The sequence below is a fragment of the Streptoalloteichus hindustanus genome (genome assembly GCF_900129375.1).
GTDB classification, from domain to species: domain Bacteria; phylum Actinomycetota; class Actinomycetes; order Mycobacteriales; family Pseudonocardiaceae; genus Streptoalloteichus; species Streptoalloteichus hindustanus.
Genome location: NZ_FQVN01000001.1, coordinates 96091 through 115073 on the forward strand (window position 1 = coordinate 96091; position 18983 = coordinate 115073).

The 18983-nt window shown below is 69.8% G+C and carries 9 protein-coding genes and 1 pseudogene; 4 read left to right on the forward strand and 6 right to left on the reverse strand.

The window, feature by feature from the left end; all coding sequences use genetic code 11:
* Window positions 1-2233: 2233 nt before the first annotated feature.
* The 3 genes from BUE43_RS33190 to BUE43_RS00515 are packed head-to-tail and all read left to right on the forward strand — an operon-like array spanning window position 2234 to window position 7679.
* A complete protein-coding gene (locus BUE43_RS33190) occupies window positions 2234-4996 on the forward strand; it encodes a hypothetical protein (RefSeq protein ID WP_143173883.1) in 2763 nt (920 codons plus the stop codon).
* 1 nt (window position 4997) lies between these two features.
* Window positions 4998-5684, forward strand: coding sequence for an SseB family protein (locus tag BUE43_RS00510; protein ID WP_073479349.1), 687 nt, complete (start codon window positions 4998-5000; stop codon window positions 5682-5684).
* A gap of 39 nt (window positions 5685-5723) precedes the next feature.
* Window positions 5724-7679, forward strand: a complete 1956-nt coding sequence (locus BUE43_RS00515) for a glycohydrolase toxin TNT-related protein (RefSeq protein ID WP_073479350.1) — start codon at window positions 5724-5726, stop codon at window positions 7677-7679.
* Between the two features lie 130 nt (window positions 7680-7809).
* Here BUE43_RS00515 and BUE43_RS00520 read toward each other — a convergent pair whose 3' ends face one another.
* The 6 genes and pseudogenes from BUE43_RS00520 to BUE43_RS00545 form a co-directional block, all read right to left on the reverse strand.
* Window positions 7810-11688: a DNA-directed RNA polymerase subunit beta' gene (locus tag BUE43_RS00520; RefSeq protein WP_073479351.1), complete on the reverse strand. Its 3879-nt coding sequence runs from the start codon at window positions 11686-11688 to the stop codon at window positions 7810-7812.
* Window positions 11689-11803: 115 nt separating this feature from the next.
* Window positions 11804-15286, reverse strand: a complete 3483-nt coding sequence (gene rpoB / locus BUE43_RS00525) for a DNA-directed RNA polymerase subunit beta (RefSeq protein ID WP_073479352.1) — start codon at window positions 15284-15286, stop codon at window positions 11804-11806.
* Window positions 15287-16297: 1011 nt separating this feature from the next.
* On the reverse strand, window positions 16298-16687 hold the full coding sequence (gene rplL, locus BUE43_RS00530) for a 50S ribosomal protein L7/L12 (protein ID WP_073479353.1): 390 nt from the start codon (window positions 16685-16687) through the stop codon (window positions 16298-16300).
* 66 nt (window positions 16688-16753) lie between these two features.
* The gene (rplJ, locus tag BUE43_RS00535) at window positions 16754-17290 is read right to left on the reverse strand and encodes a 50S ribosomal protein L10 (RefSeq protein WP_073479354.1); all 537 of its coding nucleotides are present in this window, start codon (window positions 17288-17290) and stop codon (window positions 16754-16756) included.
* A gap of 374 nt (window positions 17291-17664) precedes the next feature.
* Window positions 17665-17868 (reverse strand): annotated as a pseudogene (locus BUE43_RS35860) (type II toxin-antitoxin system RelE family toxin); the annotation flags it as partial.
* A gap of 87 nt (window positions 17869-17955) precedes the next feature.
* Entirely contained in the window at window positions 17956-18216 is a 261-nt protein-coding gene (locus tag BUE43_RS00545; RefSeq protein WP_073480136.1) for a type II toxin-antitoxin system prevent-host-death family antitoxin, read from the reverse strand.
* 260 nt (window positions 18217-18476) lie between these two features.
* Here BUE43_RS00545 and BUE43_RS00550 point away from each other — a divergent pair, with 260 nt between their 5' ends.
* Complete coding sequence (locus BUE43_RS00550) at window positions 18477-18980, forward strand: hypothetical protein (protein WP_073479355.1); 504 nt, start codon at window positions 18477-18479, stop codon at window positions 18978-18980.
* Window positions 18981-18983: the final 3 nt, after the last annotated feature.

The following is an 18983-nucleotide window of genomic DNA, read 5'->3' on the forward strand; positions in this document are numbered from 1 at the left end:
ACCGCCCGACCCCTCGGGCGGGTTCACGTCTGGGGGCGACAGCTCCTTCCCCCGCTCATCGGGGGACCCCGGCGGCGCGCCGAGCCGCTCCGCCGACGACGTCCCGCAGCGCCCCTCGACCCCGGCCACCTCCCAGGTCGCCTCGGCCGCGACCCTGGCCCCGCCCGACGCGCCGGCCGGCCCGGCACCCGGTCCGGTGACCTCCTCGGGTCCTCCGCCGCCGGTGCCCACGCCCGACGGGCCAGGTCAGGCCTCGTCTCCGGCCACCACCGGCGGCGCGCCGAGCCAGCCCGGCGGCGCGGGCTCCCTGCCCGGCACGCCGGCCGGCGGCCCGGCGGGGCGTTCTCCCCTCGGCGGCCCGAGCGCCTTCTCCGGCCCCGCGCCCGGCGGCTCCCCGTTCGGTGCGCCCCCTGCCGGTGGAGCGTCCCCGCTGCCGGGCGGCGGACAGCCCGGTGCGCACACGTCCGCCGGACCGCCTTTCAGCTCTCCCTTCGGGGGCGCTCCCGCCGGCGGGCCCTCCCCCTCGTTCGGCGGTTCTCCTTCCGGTGGGCCCGGTTTCGGGGGACCGCACCAGGCTTCCCCTGGCACTCCGCACGTCGGTGGCCCCACCGCCGGCCCGGCTCCGTCCACTTCACACAGTCCACAATCGACTGTTCCGCCGGCCGGCCCCCCACCGCACGGCTCCGCCTCTCCTGGTCCGTCCGGCTCCCCGTTCACCGGTGGACCCGCCCCCTCCGGACTGCCCACTCCGCACGGTGGTCACGGCCCTACCCCTGGCGCAAACCCGTCGATCGGCGCGCCTCCCCCACCGCATCACAGCGGGCCGGCCATCGGCGGCCCCGTGCCGCCCGCGCAACACAGCCCACACGCGACATCCTCTTCGGCCGGTCACACGTCACACGGGCCCGCTCCGTCCACTTCGCACAGTCCTTCACCACAAAGTCCTGCGCCGCACAGCCTGGCGCCGCAGGGCCCCATCTCTCTCGGGTCGTCCAGCTCCCCCGGACCCACCGGCGGCCCCACCCCCGCAGGACCACCAGCTCCGCACGGTGGTCACGGCCCCACGCCTGGCGGGAACCCTTCGATCGGCGCTCCTCCTCCACCGCATCACAGTGGGCCGGCCGTCGGCGGCCCCGTGCCGTCCACACAGCACAGTCCACAGTCGACTGCCCCGCCGGCCAGCCCCACGCCACACGGGCCGGCTCCGTCCACTTCGCACAGTCCTGCGCCGCAGAGTCCTTCTCCGCACAGCCTGGCGCCGCAGGGCCCGCAGCCGCCCCACTCCGCGCCAGGTGGCCCCGGCCCGTTCGCCCCGCTCGGCGGCCCTGCCGGCCCGCAACCCGCCGGTGGCCCCGGCGTTCCGCACGCCCCCACGCCACACCGTGCTGGCCCGGCCACGACCCCCGGCGACGTCCCGCCGCCGAGCTGGGCCGCCGGCCGCGCCGCGCACGACAGCCCCGCCGGGCCTGTCGGCCCGGTCGTCGGCGGCGCCGCGCCACCGATCCCTCCGCCTCCGGGGCACCAGCGGCCCGGCGCGGACCCCTCGACCGCACCGGCGACGGCAAGCCCGCAGTTCGGCTCCGCGCCGGCCGCACCGTCCGCGTTGGCCAATCCCGGCCTGCCCTCCCGCCCGATCGGACCAACGGCGCCCGACCACGGTGGTCCCCAGCAACACCCACAGGGCGGCCCACCGCCCTCGTCCGGTCCGCCCGCCGGGATCACTCCCCCTCCGGGTCAGCCGCCCCGCCCCGCCGGACCCCCACCCCAGCCGCTTCCCCGGGGTCCGCTACCGCCCCCGGGCGCCGGTCCCCTCCCACCCCAGCGCGGCCCCTTGCCGCCGGTCGCCGGGGGCCTCATGCCGCCGCCTCCTCGGGGTCCGCTACCTCCCACGGCCGGCCCGGTGGCACCCCGCCAGCCCCTCATCGGCTCGCCGAACAACCAGGTCGCGCCGCCCACCCGCCCGATGCCACCGCGCCCACCGGCTCCACCGGCCGGCTTCGACCCGAGGACCTCCGGGTTCGCCGGTTTCTCCGGGCACGACTTCCCAAGCCCGCGGACCGAGGGCTTCGGCCCCCTGGGTTCCCAGCACAGCGACTTCGGGCCGATCGGGAGCCAGCACCAGGACCTCGGCCCGACCAGCGGCCGGTCCCACGACCTCGATCCCACCGGTCGTTCGTCGGAGGACCCCACCCCTGCGGCCCCTCCGTCCCGTCAGGACGACCAACACCGCAACGTGGGCCGGGACGACGGCGACCGGTTCACCGCCGACATCGACCAGGCACACGCCGACGACGTCGCCGCAGCTCGCGACCAGGCCCGCACCACCGGCGCGGGACTCTCGCTGTTCGACGAGACAGACAAAACGTCGTACTTCGACCGATCCACCGCGAGCCAGGTCCCGCCCGACCCTCACCGCTTCACCGTCGACATCCACGGCGACGCCAACGCCGCCCGCGTCGGCCGCACCTGGTTGAACCCCAGCGAGCTCGCCGACGTCATCCGCAGCGACCCCCGCTACAAGCCCGGCCAGCCCGTCCGGCTCCTCATGTGTGCCGCCGGCAAGAAGGACAACGGCTTCGCCTCGCAGCTGGCGCGCGAACTGAAGGCGCCCGTCCTCGCCTCCCGCAGCGACGTGTGGGTCACCCACGAGGGCGACGTCTTCGCCAGCCGCACGGAACACGACGGCGCGGGCCCGAAGCGCCCCGGCTGGCCGCCGAACGGTGAGTGGGCCACCTTCCACCCCGACGGCCGCATCGACACCCACGACAGCCCCACCCCTCCTGGCCACCAACCCAAGGGGCTCGGAGACGCCAGGGCCGAGGACGGCCCTCCCACCCTCGTCAGCCGCCGCAGCGCCGACAACAGGCCCTGGCACGACCCGAGGCAGCCCTTCCCCAACACGACCGGCGGCGGCGGGTTGGCACCGCCCCCGCCAGCAGCGGGGGGTCGCGGCGGCCCGCCCGTGGCCCCGTTCGGCCCCGGAGCCTGGAACCAGAATCAGCCCGGCCCGACACCGCCGGCACCGGGTCACACCCAGCCGACGCCGCTCCTCGGTCGCCCAGCCAGCCCTGGTCACCTGCCTGGCCCAGCGCAGCAGTCGACGCCGTCGCGCCCGTATCCCGGCCCAGCGCAGCAGCAGCCGCGGGGTGGCATTCCCCAGAGCCCTGTCCCTGCCCGCGGGCCACAGACATGGCAGGGGCGACCTTCGCCTCAGCAGTCCTCCCCCACCTACCCCCCAGCTCCTGCCCAACGCCCCGGCCCCAGCCCAACCCCGCCTGGCCAGCAGACCCCATCTCCGCGCCCCGGCCATCCGGTCCAGGACGGCTCGCAAAGCCGTCCCCCACAGTCACCGATGACCCGCCCGGAGCGTCCACCAGGAGGACCTGGCCCCACGCGCCAGTCTCCGCCCGGCACTTCCCACGCCTGGCCCGCTCCCGCCGGCACCGCGGCCTACGGCGGCCAGCCGCCACAGAGCACGCCCTTCGGCGGGCGGAATTCCGGGCACCAGCTCCTTGGCAACCAACCACAGGGCAATCCACCGCGTGGCGCGCCAACCTTCAGCAACCACCAACAGGGTGGCCAGCAACGCCGCGAGCCGAATCTCGGCAACCCGTCTCCTGTCGGCCCTGGCCACGGAGAGCAGCCGCGTCACACGCAACCGTGGCAACACCAGGCCAACGCGGCTCGGACGCACCAGCCTGGCGTTCCGACGCGCCAGAACGCCCCATCGCCACATCTGGGCAACCAGCTCCCCGGGGCGCCGCGGGCTCCCCAGCACGCTGGCACACAGCGCTATCCAGAGTTCCAACAGCACGGGATCACGCCGGCGTCGAGGTCTTCGCAGCCTCCTGTCCGCGGTAACAATCCGATCCCGCCTTACGGGCAGTCCTCATCCGGTGACCAGACTCGTCATCCATCCCAGCAGGAGGCGCAGCCCCAGGTTCCCGTCAAGGAGCACACCACCGAACAGTCGCCTGGTGGCCAGGCTCACGACGGGTCTCAGGGGGAGCGACAGGGCACGCGCAGGGCGAAGACCTCCTACGAGATCTATGCGGAATGGGCGCGCGCCGACGAAGCGGTTCGGGCATATGCGGGCGAGCACAACCTCGACCCCGCCCGCGTATGGGACGAGATCAACAACCGAACCCTGCGGATCGACGACAACTGGCAGGTCTTCAAGAGGGAACGCGTGGCGCCCGCCATCGCCGACCCCCTTTCGCCGCCGTCCCACATGTCTCGCGAGTACCTCAACGCGGTGATCGGTCACGACCGGCGTCATCTCGGCCGGATTGGCGACTACAAGAGCATGAAGCTCGACTCGTTCAAGCCGGGTTGCCCGGACAGCGAGCTCCCCGCCCACCTCAGGCGACAGATGCCGCACGGAGCCCTCCACGACACACTCGCCCCGGTGAACCCCGCCGACATCCACGTCGACTCGCCAGGCGATGGCGGCGTGATGTGGCGGGACCTCAGCCGGAACGACGATTTCCTCAAGCCACGCAACGCCATCTTCCGCATGGACTCGCGAGGCGCGTCGATCCTCGACTCCGGCGGCTTCCACACCAGGAACCCGGACAATCTGAGCATCAGCGCCCATGTTGGCCAGTCCACCAATGGTGGCGGATACACGTCCTTCTCGGCGAGCCCGGAACACGCCATCCTGCGCGACACCGTCTACGATCCGCGATCAGACGGAGTCGAACGCCTGCCCAACGGCTACTACAGGCAGATGCGTTACATGCATGAGGCGTACTTCCCGCACGGAATCATGACCGACGCGACCTATCGCGACCGGGGTGATCTTTTCACGCACAAGGAGGCCGAAGTTCTCATCCCCGGCGGGTTGCCCCAGCACTACATTTATCGCATCTGGCCGCGGGAGGTCATCTTCGACGAGAACGGGACCCCCGTGAGCGAGGTGGTCCACAACCCGATCTACAACCCCAAATTCAAGTACAATTATCGCCCAGAATTCGCACAACGAGGGGATCAGTGACGTGCGCGAGCTCCACATCTTCGACTACCTCGCGAAGTCACCGTTGCCGCCCGTGACCGAGGAGGCGATCGAGTACGCCCGGCACCACCCCGGTCAATGGTTGAGCTACGTCGATCCCCACCTGTTCCCCGGAGCCCCGGTGACCACCAGCTTCGTCTTGGGCGCGCGCCAGATCGACGACGAGGGGCGGCTCACGGACGAGATCTGGATCAATTCGAATTTCATCCCGCAGCAGCCGAAGACAGCGGGAATGACCTTCGCCAACCACTTCGAACTGGTGTTCTGGCGCGCCATGACCGGATACAGCAACATCGACCAGTTCCTGAACGCGCTCCAGAAAGCCACCCTGATCACACCCGGTTCTCCGGGCGCCGCCGACCGACTGTGGTTCGACGACGAGCCCAACGGGGACCGGGTGCTTCCGGTCTACTCGTCGCCACAGTTCCTGCCCCCGGACAGGTATCCCTGGCGATCGATCAGCGGCCTCGAGATCCTCGAAAAGGCATGCCCGCAGGAGTCGTCGGTCATCCATTTCAACCCGAACGGGAACCTCAGTGCCGGCTTCGCGGGGTCGGATATGAGCAGATGGTGGGCCGAGTGGAAGAAGTTCGACGCCATGGCAAAGGAGCGGTTCCAGGCGGAGCAGGGCACGTCGTCCACCCAGGGGCCTGCCCCGGAGCCCCGCTGAAGACGACGGCGACGCCAGGAGAAACGGGAAGGGCGCTAGATGATCATCGATGATGTTCCGCCGAGCGGCACCTACGTCGTGTGGTCGAACGAGGTCCACCCAACACTGCCCCGGACGGAACAGGACGAGGCGGGAGTGCTCAGGGTCCGCCTCCCGGACGGTGATATGAGGGCCATCGGCCCGGCTTACGCGGAGTCGGTGTTCGAACTGCTCGCCGTTGCCGGGTCAGGCGACGAGTTGTCCGTGGTCACACCGGGGGACGAGTCGAGCGAATCGGGCGGAGCCGCCCCCCGGCTGCCGGACGACGCCGATCTTCTGCTCCAGCTCCGACTCTCCCCAACGGCCCCACCCACCCCGACGGCTTATCCCCTCCCCGCGCTCCCGGAGGACCACCCCCAGTCCGAGGTCGACCTGACCGAGTCGTCCTGGGGGCGGGGATTCACCAAGGCCCTCCTCGGCCACGCCCCGCAGGGGTGGTCCGAGATCCAGGTCGAGTGCCAGGCGATCGCGGGTCAGATGGAACTGCTGTGTCTGGTCACCTTCGGAGAGGGGCCCGACCGGGACGTCCGCTGCTGGGCTCCTCCTGCCGACATCAGCCAGTGGTTCCACCGCCTCCGACTGATGACCTACCGGCCAGACGAAGGCGCGTGGTTCACCGCCCGTCACCGCTTCGTTCGCGACGGCTCCCACGCCTCCTTCGAGTTCGAACGGGTCACCGAACCGCGTTGGCGGTACCTCTCGGCCGACCGGGAACCTCTCCTCGCCCGCAGGTACGCCGAGGATCTCCTCCTCTTCCCACGGGACCCCGCCCACACTCCGGACTGGCTCTCGGCCGCAATCCACCGAAGCCTGCTCGCCGAGACACGCCAAGTCCTGCTCGACAGGGCCGAACCCAGGCCGGACGGCGCGAACGGTGTGGAGCCTGCCCAGCCCGCTCCGCTCGTCGAGGCGCGTCTGTTCGACCATCTCGACGAGGACGGACACCCTCGGGCCTACCGGCCGTCCCTGGGGGCGACCGAGCGGCGGGCCGTGTTGGAGTACCTGCGGAACGGCACGGTGGTGCTGTCCTCCCGGGGCCAGTCCGAGGACCAGATCGACCCGCGACGGGGTCAGGTCGTCCCGATGGCCTTCCTGACCGATGGCGTATGGGTCTGGTCAGCGGCGCACGCCTACTACCTCGAACACCACGGGCTCACGCCGCCCCTGGAGCTGCTCGGCCACATCCGCGCCCTCCGGTACGAGCCGCCCCGCCAGATCCCGGAGAACACCAAGCGCCGCGCGACCGCGCTGGCGATGGGATCACCGCCGCCGGACTCCGCGATCCAGGAGGAGTTCGGGCAGGCGTACTGGTGGATCCGCTGGTTCGCCCGCCAGTACGACCTCTGCCCGGCGGCCTACGCGATCGGGCAGACCTGGCTCAACGCGTGGTGTCTGGTCCCGGAGGGCGACGAGTACGCCGTGTTCTGGAACGCCGAGGACCAGCGACACGCCGAGACCAGGTTCAGCGGTGTCTGGGAGGCGGCGAACTATCTCGTCGGAACCCTCATCGCCCATGCCGACGACCTCCGACGGCATCCGGAGGACGTCTACGACGACTACGACTGCCCCATCCCCGTTCTGGGCGACGATCCGCCCCTCACCCACTACTGGGACAAGCTGTGGGTTCAGCTTGACGCGGGAACACAGGTCGTCCGGTACGGGGAGCCGGACGGAAACACGACGTTCCTCTCCGGAACACAGTTCGACCAGCTCAACCTCCCGGCCGAGTACGCGGAGCGCGAACTGCGCACCTACTACGTCGCCGCCGACACCATGCTCATCAGCGGTGTGACCGCTGGCGGTGGCCGGGCCTATCTCTTCCCCTGGCCGATCGCGGAGCATCTCGCCGCCGGGCACCTCGTCGAGATCGACCCACGACAGACGCCACCGCCTCAGCCGCCGCCCGCGAGCACGCCGAACCCGCCGGGGCCACCAGCGCCCCCAGCGGACGTGTAGGACGGAAGAAGACCGGCCCCGGACACCACGAGGTGCCCGGGGCCGACGGCGTTCTCCCCTCGACGCGGCGGAATGGCGAAGGGCCCCGGGGCGGCTGCCCCGGGGCCCTTCTCTCGCCTCAGCTACGAGCTCAGCGGTAGTCCCGCCCGAAGTCGTAGTCGTCCAGCGGCACCGCCGCACCCGTGCCCGTGCCGAAGACGTCCGGCGTGTAGTAGCCGTCGTCGTAGGACGGGATGGCGTAGGCCGCGGCCCGCGCCTCCTCCGTCGGCTGGACCTGGATGTTGCGGTAGCGGTTGATGCCCGTGCCGGCCGGGATCAACTTACCGATGATCACGTTCTCCTTCAGGCCGAGCAGCTTGTCGCTCTTGCCATGGATGGCCGCCTCGGTGAGGACCCGGGTGGTCTCCTGGAAGGAGGCCGCCGACAGCCACGACTCGGTGGCCAGCGACGCCTTCGTGATGCCCATCAGCAGCGGACGGCCGGACGCCGGCTCGCCGCCCTCGGCCACCACGCGCCGGTTCTCCGACTCGAACTCCGCCCGCTCGACCAGCGAGCCGGGCAGGAACTCGGTGGCGCCCGAGTCGATGATCGTGACCCGGCGCAGCATCTGCCGGACGATCACCTCGATGTGCTTGTCGTGGATGGACACACCCTGCGAGCGGTACACCTTCTGGACCTCGCGGACCAGGTGGAGCTGCACCTCCCGCGGGCCCATCACGCGCAGCACCTCGTGCGGGTCGACCGCGCCCTCCATCAGCTTCTGGCCGACCTCGACGTGGTCGCCGTCCATCACCGGGCGCTCGGTGCCGTCCACGGCGATGGTCGCCAGCCGCTGACGCTTGGACAGCTTGTCGTAGACGATCTCCTCGCCCCCGTCGTCGGGGATGACGGTGATCTTCCAGAACTTCTCGCCGTCCTCCAGCCGGATGCGGCCGGACGCGTCCGCGATCGGCGCCTTGCCCTTGGGCACGCGCGCCTCGAACAGCTCCTGGACCCGGGGCAGACCGGCGGTGATGTCGTCACCGGCCACACCACCGGTGTGGAAGGTACGCATCGTGAGCTGGGTGCCCGGCTCACCGATCGACTGGGCGGCGACGATGCCGACCGCCTCGCCGACGTCCACCAGCTTGCCGGTCGCCATGGAGCGGCCGTAGCAGGTGGCGCAGACACCGGTGTGCGAGTCGCAGGTGAGCACGCTGCGGACCTTCACCGAGGTGAGGCCGGCGGCGACGATCGCCAGGATGTGCCGGTCGCTGATCTCCTCGCCCCTGGCGACGAGGACGTTGCCCTCGCCGTCCTTGATGTCGTCGGTGGCGATGCGCGCGTAGATGGTGGTCTTCGCGTGCTCGTCGACCGGCAGGGCGATGCCGCGGTCGGTGCCGCAGTCGGTCTCGCGCACGATGACGTCCTGCGAGACGTCCACCAGACGACGGGTCAGGTAACCCGAGTCGGCGGTGCGGAGCGCGGTGTCGGCCAGACCCTTCCGGGCGCCGTGCGTGGAGGAGAAGAACTCCAGCACGCTCAGGCCCTCGCGGAAGCTCGCCTTGATCGGGCGGGGGATGTACTCACCCTTCGGGTTGGCGACCAGACCCTTCATGCCGGCGAGCTGCCGGACCTGGGTCATGTTGCCCGCCGCGCCGGACTTCACGATCGTCGGGATCGGGTTGTCCTCGGGGAAGTTCTCCTCCATGACCCGGGCGATCTCGTCGGTCGCCCGGCTCCAGATCTTGACCAGCTCCTCGTTGCGCTCGCGGTGCGAGAGCAGACCGCGCTGGTAGCGCTTCTCGATCTGGTCGGCTTCCTTCTCGTAGCCGTCGAGGATGTCCTGCTTCTGCGGCGGCACCACGACGTCGGCGATCGCCAGGGTGACGCCCGAGCGGGTGGCCCAGTAGAAGCCGGCGTCCTTCAGCTTGTCCAGCGTCTGGGCGACGGTCACCATCGGGTACCGCTCGGCCAGGTCGTTGATGACCTCGGCCTGCCGCTTCTTCGGCATGACGTCGTTGACGAACGGGTAGTCCGCCGGCAGCAGCTCGTTGAACAGCACCCGGCCCAGGGTGGTGTCGGCCAGCCACGGCTGACCCGGCTCCCAGCCCTCCGGCTCCTCGCCCAGCGGCGGCCGCCGGTCGGTGAGCCGGATCCGGACCTTCGACTGGAGGGTGATCGCCTTGCGGTCGAACGCCATGATGGCCTCGGCCGGCGAGGCGAAGGAGCGGCCCTCGCCCGCCACGCCCTCGCGCAGCTTGGTCAGGTGGAACAGGCCGGTGACCATGTCCAGACGCGGCATGGCCAGCGGACGACCCGAACCCGGCGACAGGATGTTGTTGCTCGACAACATCAGGATGCGGGCCTCGGCCTGCGCCTCGGCGGACAGCGGCAGGTGGACCGCCATCTGGTCGCCGTCGAAGTCGGCGTTGAACGCCTCGCAGACCAGCGGGTGCAGCTGGATGGCCTTGCCCTCGACGAGCTGCGGCTCGAACGCCTGGATGCCCAGGCGGTGCAGGGTCGGCGCTCGGTTCAGCAGCACCGGGTGCTCGGTGATGACCTCCTCAAGCACGTCCCACACCTGCGGCTTGGACCGCTCGACCATGCGCTTGGCCGACTTGATGTTCTGCGCGTGGTTCAGGTCGACCAGGCGCTTCATCACGAACGGCTTGAACAGCTCCAGCGCCATCAGCTTGGGCAGGCCGCACTGGTGCAGCTTGAGCTGCGGGCCGACCACGATGACCGAACGGCCGGAGTAGTCGACGCGCTTGCCCAGCAGGTTCTGCCGGAACCGGCCCTGCTTGCCCTTGAGCAGGTCGGACAGCGACTTGAGCGGGCGGTTGCCGGGGCCGGTGACCGGACGGCCGCGCCGGCCGTTGTCGAACAGCGCGTCGACGGCCTCCTGGAGCATCCGCTTCTCGTTGTTGACGATGATCTCGGGCGCGCCGAGGTCGATCAGTCGCTTGAGGCGGTTGTTCCGGTTGATGACCCGGCGGTACAGGTCGTTCAGGTCGGACGTGGCGAACCGGCCACCGTCGAGCTGCACCATCGGGCGCAGGTCCGGCGGGATCACCGGGATGCAGTCCAGCACCATGCCCTGCGGCGAGTTGCCGGTGGTCTGGAACGCGGCCACGACCTTCAGCCGCTTCAGGGCGCGCAGCTTCTTCTGGCCCTTGCCGCTGCGGATGACCTCGCGCAGGTGGTCGGCCTCGGCGGCGACCTCGAAGTCACCCAGCAGCTTCTGGATGGCCTCGGCGCCCATGCCGCCGGTGAAGTACTCGCCGTAGCGGTCGTACAGCTCGCGGTAGAGCAGCTCGTCCGCGATGAGCTGCTTCGGCTCGAGCTTGGTGAAGGTCTCCCAGATCTCGTCGAGCTTGTCGATCTCGCGCTGCGCCCGGTCGCGGAGCTGGCGCATCTCGCGCTCGCCGCCCTCCTTGACCTTCCGGCGGACGTCGCTCTTGGCGCCCTCGGCCTCAAGCTGGGCGAGGTCGGCCTCGAGCTTCTGGGCGCGCGCCTCGACGTCGGCGTCGCGCTTGTCCTCCAGCCGCTTGCGCTCGACCTGGATCTCGTTCTCCAGCGTCGAGAGGTCGTTGTGACGCATCTCGGTGTTCACCGAGGTGATCACGTACGCGGCGAAGTAGATAATCTTCTCGAGGTCCTTGGGGGCCAGGTCGAGCAGGTAGCCCAACCGGCTGGGGACGCCCTTGAAGTACCAGATGTGCGTGACCGAGGCGGCGAGCTCGATGTGGCCCATCCGCTCACGGCGCACCTTGGCGCGGGTCACCTCGACGCCACAGCGCTCACAGATGATGCCCTTGAACCGGACGCGCTTGTACTTGCCGCAGTAGCACTCCCAGTCCCGGGTCGGGCCGAAGATCTTCTCGCAGAAGAGGCCGTCCTTCTCGGGCTTGAGGGTGCGGTAGTTGATGGTCTCGGGCTTCTTGACCTCGCCGTAGGACCACTGGCGGATGTCGTCGGCCGTGGCGAGTCCGATGCGGAGCTCGTCGAAGAAGTTGACGTCGAGCACGTCGGTTTCCTTCTCCCCTGGGTTGTCACTGGCTAGGGGGGCAGTGGCTGTCCGGTCGGGGTCGGGGCCGCCCCCGCGGGGCGCGGGGGCGGTCGACCCCGACCGGACGGCGAGGTCAGTTCACGACGTCGTCCACGGAGGGCGCCTCGTTCCTGGACAGGTTGATGCCCAGGTTCGCGGCGGCCCGCTCCAGGTCCTCGTCGTCGCCGTCGCGCATCTCGATGGCGGCGCCGTCGCTGGACAGCACCTCCACGTTCAGACACAGCGACTGGAGCTCCTTGAGGAGCACCTTGAACGACTCCGGGATGCCCGGCTCCGGGATGTTCTCGCCCTTGACGATGGCCTCGTACACCTTCACGCGGCCGAGGACGTCGTCCGACTTGATCGTCAGCAGCTCCTGCAGCGTGTAGGCCGCGCCGTAGGCCTGCATGGCCCAGCACTCCATCTCACCGAAGCGCTGACCGCCGAACTGCGCCTTACCGCCCAGCGGCTGCTGGGTGATCATCGAGTACGGGCCGGTCGACCGGGCGTGGATCTTGTCGTCCACCAGGTGGACCAGCTTGAGGATGTACATGTACCCGACCGCGACCGGGTACGGGTACGGCTCACCGCTGCGGCCGTCGAAGAGCTGGGCCTTGCCGCTCTCCCCGACCATCCGCTCGCCGTCGCGGTTGGGCAACGTCGAGCCGAGCAGACCGGTGATCTCCTCCTCGCGGGCGCCGTCGAACACCGGGGTGGCGGTGTTCGTGCCCGGCTCGGCCGAGAACAGCTCCTCCGGCAGGCGCTTGGCCCAGTCCGGGTCGCCGTCGACCGACCAGCCCTGCTTGGCGATCCACCCCAGGTGGGTCTCCAGGATCTGGCCGATGTTCATCCGTCGCGGAACACCGTGGGTGTTCAGGATGATGTCGACCGGCGTGCCGTCCGGCAGGAACGGCATGTCCTCGGCGGGCAGGATCTTGCCGATGACGCCCTTGTTGCCGTGCCGGCCGGCGAGCTTGTCACCGTCCTGGATCTTCCGCTTCTGGGCGACGTAGACCCGGACCAGCTCGTTGACGCCCGGCGGCAGCTCGTCGTCGTCCTCCCGGCTGAACACCCGGATGCCGATGACCTTGCCGCGCTCGCCGTGCGGCACCTTCAGCGAGGTGTCCCGCACCTCGCGGGCCTTCTCACCGAAGATGGCGCGGAGCAGGCGCTCCTCCGGGGTCAGCTCGGTCTCGCCCTTCGGGGTGACCTTGCCGACCAGGATGTCGCCGGGCTCGACCTCGGCGCCGATCCGGATGATGCCGCGCTCGTCCAGGTCGGCCAGCACGTCCTCGGAGACGTTCGGGATGTCCCGGGTGATCTCCTCGGCGCCCAGCTTGGTGTCCCGGGCGTCGATCTCGTGCTCCTCGATGTGGATCGAGGTGAGCACGTCGTCCTGGACGATGCGCTGGGAGAGGATGATCGCGTCCTCGTAGTTGTGCCCCTCCCACGGCATGATCGCCACGAGCAGGTTCTTGCCCAGGGCCATCTCGCCGTTCTCGGTGCACGGGCCGTCCGCGATGACCTGGCCCACCTCGACCCGGTCGCCCTCGTTCACGATGGGCTTCTGGTTGATGCAGGTGCCCTGGTTCGAGCGGCGGAACTTGTGCAGCCGGTAGGTCTGCCGCGTGCCGTCGTCGGCCATGACCGTCACGAAGTCGGCGCACAGCTCCTCGACCACACCGGCCTTCTCCGCCACGACGACGTCGCCGGCGTCCACGGCCGCGCGCAGCTCCATGCCGGTGCCGACCAGCGGGGCCTCGCTGCGCAGCAGCGGCACCGCCTGGCGCTGCATGTTCGCGCCCATCAGGGCGCGGTTGGCGTCGTCGTGCTCCAGGAACGGGATGAGCGCGGTCGCCACGGACACCATCTGCCGCGGCGAGACGTCCATGTAGTCGACGCCCTTGGGGTTGATGTAGTCGATCTCGCCGCCCTTGCGGCGGACCAGGACGCGCTCGTCCAGGAAGTTGCCCTGGGCGTCCAGCACGGCGTTCGCCTGCGCGATGACGTGCCGGTCCTCCTCGTCCGCGGTCAGGTAGTCGATCTGGTCGGTGACCCGGCCCTCGACGACCCGGCGGTACGGCGTCTCCAGGAAGCCGAACGGGTTGACCCTGGCGAACGACGCCAGCGAGCCGATAAGACCGATGTTCGGGCCTTCCGGCGTCTCGATCGGGCACATCCGGCCGTAGTGCGACGCGTGCACGTCACGGACGTCCAGGCCGGCCCGCTCGCGGGACAGACCGCCGGGGCCCAGCGCCGACAGCCGCCGCTTGTGGGTCAGGCCGGCCAGCGGGTTGGCCTGGTCCATGAACTGCGACAGCTGCGAGGTGCCGAAGAACTCCTTGATCGCGGCCACGACCGGCCGGATGTTGATCAGGGTCTGCGGCGTGATGGCCTCGACGTCCTGGGTGGTCATCCGCTCGCGCACGACGCGCTCCATGCGGGACAGACCCACCCGGATCTGGTTCTGGATCAGCTCACCGACGGTGCGCAGGCGGCGGTTGCCGAAGTGGTCGATGTCGTCGACCTCGACCGGCACCTCGTTGTCACCGATCGTCATCTTGGTGTCGCCGGCGTGCAGGCGCACCAGGTACTCGATCGTGGTGACGATGTCGTCCTCGGTCAGCACGCCCACCTCGACCGGCAGGTCGACGCCGAGCTTCTTGTTGACCTTGTACCGGCCGACCTTGGCCAGGTCGTAGCGCTTCTCCTTGAAGAACAGGTTCTCCAGGAGCGCCTGCGCGTTCTCCTTCGTCGGCGGCTCGCCCGGACGCAGCTTGCGGTAGATGTCCAGCAGCGCCTCGTCCTGCCCGGCGGTGTGGTCCTTCTCCAGCGTGGCCATCAGGGTCTCGCTGAAGCCGAACCGCTCGCGGATCTGCTCGTTGGTCCAGCCCAGGGCCTTCAGGAGCACGGTGACCGGCTGGCGGCGCTTGCGGTCGATGCGGACACCGACGGTGTCGCGCTTGTCGACGTCGAACTCCAGCCAGGCGCCCCGGCTCGGGATGACCTTGACGCTGAAGACGTCCTTGTCGGTCGTCTTGTCGACGGCCTGGTCGAAGTAGACGCCGGGGGACCGGACGAGCTGCGACACGACGACGCGCTCGGTGCCGTTGATGATGAACGTCCCCTTGTTCGTCATCCGGGGGAAGTCACCCATGAACACCGTCTGGCTCTTGATCTCGCCAGTGGTGTGGTTGGTGAACTCCGCGGTGACGAACAGCGGCGCCGCGTAGGTCATGTCCTTGTCCTTGCACTCCTCGACGGAGGCCTTGACCTCGTCGAAGCGCGGGTCGGAGAAGGACAGCGACATGGAGCCGGAGAAGTCCTCGATCGGCGAGATCTCGTTCAGGACCTCTTCCAGCCCGCTCACCGGGTTCTCGTCGCCGGCGTCCACCCGGCGCTGGTACCACTCATCGGCACCGATGAGCCATTCGAACGACTGGGTCTGGAGGGCCAGCAGGTCGGGCACCTCCAGCGGCTCACGGATCTTCGCGAACGAGACCCGCTTAGGTGCTCCAGGGATCCCCGACGTGGAGGTGGTCGCAGCAGTGGCCTTGGTCGCGCGGGAGACTGCCAAGATGCGTCCTTCCAGGGACTTGGTAGCTGAGCTAGCGGCTGGACTAGCGCGGCTGTCAAGGGTGCGGTGGGTGCCCGCCAACCAATGCCCCGGGGAAGGGCACACAGAAGGAGGGCAGCGCAAAGGGGCAGTCTAGCCACACATAAGGCGACTGTCGAGAGGCAGGTGCTGACACCTGGCCTCATGCTCACCGACAGAGTGACCCGGCGACGGCGCGGAGTCAAGGTGCCACGCCCCGATCACCCCCGCGGCGGACGCCACAATCACTCGCAGTGACCACTGTGGGCGCTCAAAACCCCAGGTCACCGCATGATCGGTCGCTCTTCACCGCTCGGTGCGGACTCCGGCCGACCACCTCGCCGGCACCTGTCGGTCCGACTTCCGAGATCCATCACGTGATCCACTGTGACCTCACGCACAACGGGTAACGATCTCGGTTGGGGCACCGCACTCGTCACGCTGTCCGCAGCGGCACCGAAGTGCCGCCGACCCCCACTTGTCGACCATTCTCCCAGGTGTCCCACGCGTTCCTCGACGGGGTCCGCACAGGGCGCGTGACGTGGACGAATCCCACGAGCTCACCGCGGCGCCCACACGCGGGACTCAGTCCTCGGCGGACCGGCGCAGAGAGCTCGGCACGGGGAGATGATTCGTCGAACCGACGGCCGGAGCGCATTCCGCCGTCGATTCGGACCCGGCACCGATCCACGGATCGAATCAGGATGAGTCCGAACCGGATATCGGATCACCACCGGCAGAGCCCTCGTGACCTGCGTCTTCACGGTCCTCAGGAGGGGCGGCCGACGCGAGGAGAGCGCACGGCGGGCAGGAAGTCCCGACGGCCAGAACACGTCGGAGACCCACGAAATCGGCAGTGCGATGCGGGGAGGGAAGAGAGCGAAGTCGGCACGACTGACCGCCGAGAGCGGACCCCGCCCGGAAAAGCGGTCGGAAAGCGGTGGGGCGGGCACCCCACGGGTGCCCGCCCCACCGAAGCGCGTCAGCGCGAGATCACTTGAGGGTGATCTTGGCGCCGGCGGCCTCCAGCTTCTCCTTGGCGGCGTCGGCCACGTCCTTGGCCACGTTCTCCAGGATCGGCTTCGGAGCGCCCTCGACCAGCTCCTTGGCCTCCTTCAGGCCCAGGCCGGAGACGACCTCGCGGACGACCTTGATGACCTGGATCTTCTTGTCGCCGGCCGACTCCAGGACGACGGTGAACTCGTCCTTCTCCTCGGCGGCCTCGGCCGGGGCGCCAGCGGCGCCCGGGGCGGCGGCGACGGCGACCGGCGCGGCGGCGGTGACGTCGAACTTCTCCTCGAACTTCTTCAGGAAGTCCGACAGCTCCAGCAGCGTCATCTCACCGAACGCGTCGAGCAGCTCGTCAGCGCTGAGCTTCGCCATGGTGGCGGTTCCTCTCTCTTGCCGCGCCCGTGCGGGGGCGCGGGGATGGGGGTGGGTGGCGGTGGGTCAGGCGGCGGTGTCGCCCTCGTCGCCCTGCTTCTTCTCCTGCAGGGCGGCGGCCAGGCGGGCTGCCTTGGTGATCGGCGCCTGGAACAGGCCGGCGGCCTTGCTCAGGTTGGCCTTCATCGCGCCCGCCAGCTTGGCGAGCAGCACCTCGCGGGACTCGAGGTCCGCGATGCGGTTGACCTCGTCCACGGAGAGCGCGCGGCCCTCCATGAACCCGCCCTTGATGACGAGGGCCTTGTTGTCCTTCGCGAAGTTGCGCAGCGCCTTCGCGGCGTCGACCGGCTCACCCTCGATGAAGGCGATCGCGGTCGGGCCGGAGAGCAGGTCGTCGAGGCCCGCGACGCCGGCGTCGGCGGCAGCGCGCTTGACCAGCGTGTTCTTCGCGACGGTGTACGAGGCACCCTTGCCAAGGGCACGACGCAGCTCCGTCAGCTGCGCCATGGAGAGGCCGCGGTACTCGGTGACGACGGCAGCCGAGGCACCACGGAACTTGTCCGTGATCTCGGCGACGGCCTGCACCTTGTCGGGCTTCGCCATGGTCGCCTCCTCTCTAGTGGGGTAGTGCGCGGGCTGGCCGGCACTCGGGCCCTCGTGGGCCCTGGACCCCGGAGACGACGAACGCCCCGGCGCAGGATCTGCGGCACGGGGCGTGGACTCTCTCGACACGCACGTCGTCGGGCGTGGAGATGGGTGCTGCCTCGTCCCTCCTGCGCGGGCCGCCCACGTTCACGGGGCCTTCGTCCTGCCTCGCACGGGGCGGGGCACGGAGACCAGCGGTCTTTGGTGGAACCGGCGACAACTCTACGTGAGCCGCGCACGAGGAACCAAACCGCCCCCCGCGACGTGCGTCACCACTCCGCCGACGAGGCCCTCCCCCGAGCCCCGACACCCCGCCTCTAACCAGCGCACGCCTACTGCCCGAGGTGACGGCGCAGGACCTCGTAGATGTTGTCGCGACTGCTGATGGTAATGACGAGGATCAGAAGTTCGCCGTCATTGATCTCGCAACAAACGCGGTAGTTCCCCACGCGGATGCGCCGCACTCCCGCGTAACCCTTGAGCTGTCTGCACCCGCCCGGACGCGGGCTTACGGCCAAGCCCTCGATCGCGTCTTCGAGTGCCTCCGTGTGACCGGGCTACTGACGGCTGAGCTTGTCGAGAAACCTCTCGGCTCTACGCGCGATGACGATCGAGTACCGCAATCACGGTTCCCGGCGGCGAGTACGACGGACGAACGGGACTGGCTGGTCAATTCCCGCGCGCAGGTCGGCCAATGCGGCGGCGACGGCCTCACTGTCCAGCAGCTCTTCGATCTGCTCCAGCAGCTCGGCGGCGGCCGGGACCACCGCGACGGCGCGGCGTCCGTGCTTGGTCAGACACACCGTTTCGCCGCCGTACTCGACCTGGTTGGTCACCGCTCCGAGGACCGCGCGAGCGTCGCTGACGGACATCTCGATGGACATGTACAAGAGGTGCACTTCTTCGTTGCCGGTATCCCGGCCGCGGGCGTGAACTCACCCGGTTGGACCAGCTCGCTGCCGCCCGGGCGTCGGGCCTCCTCTCACTCCGCAACGGCGTCCACCGCTGTCGCACAAGATCGCTGTCCGACAAGATCGCTGCCCGCCGGTCGGGCGCAGGCTTGGCGAGAGGACCGCGCGGGGCCGCCGAGGTGGCACGATCATGGACGCCGGTGACGCGCAGAACCCCGCGCGGGAGGTTGGACGTGGCGAAGAAGAGGTCACGCAGGTCGCTGTGGTTGTTCCTCGGCGGGTTCCTGCTGGTCGTGGGCGGCTACTGGTACCTGAGCGACGACAGCGACCCCGGCACCGGGCAGGGCGGCCCGACCTACAGCCCGGTCTACTGGTCCAACCCGAAGGACGCCGTGCTCGCGGTGTACCAGTTCACCGCCCACGGCGACGCGGGCAAGGCGTGCGCGTTGTTCTCGCCGGAGGGCAGGACGGCCTTCGCCAGGAACTCGGGCGGTGGGGACTGCCAGCAGGCGGTCCAGCGGCTCCACGGCCAGGTGACGAACCGGACCAGCTACGCCAGCCCCGGTTTCCCCGAGGGCGCCGTCACCATCCAGGGGGACCGGGCCGACGTGCGGTCCTGCCAGATGCGGGTGGAGGGCGGCCAGCGGCTGGGGGCCTTCGTCCTGAGCCGACTGCCCAACGGCACCTGGGCCATCTCCGGCCACGAGGCCGAGCCCGCCGACTGCCGCACCGGCTGACGC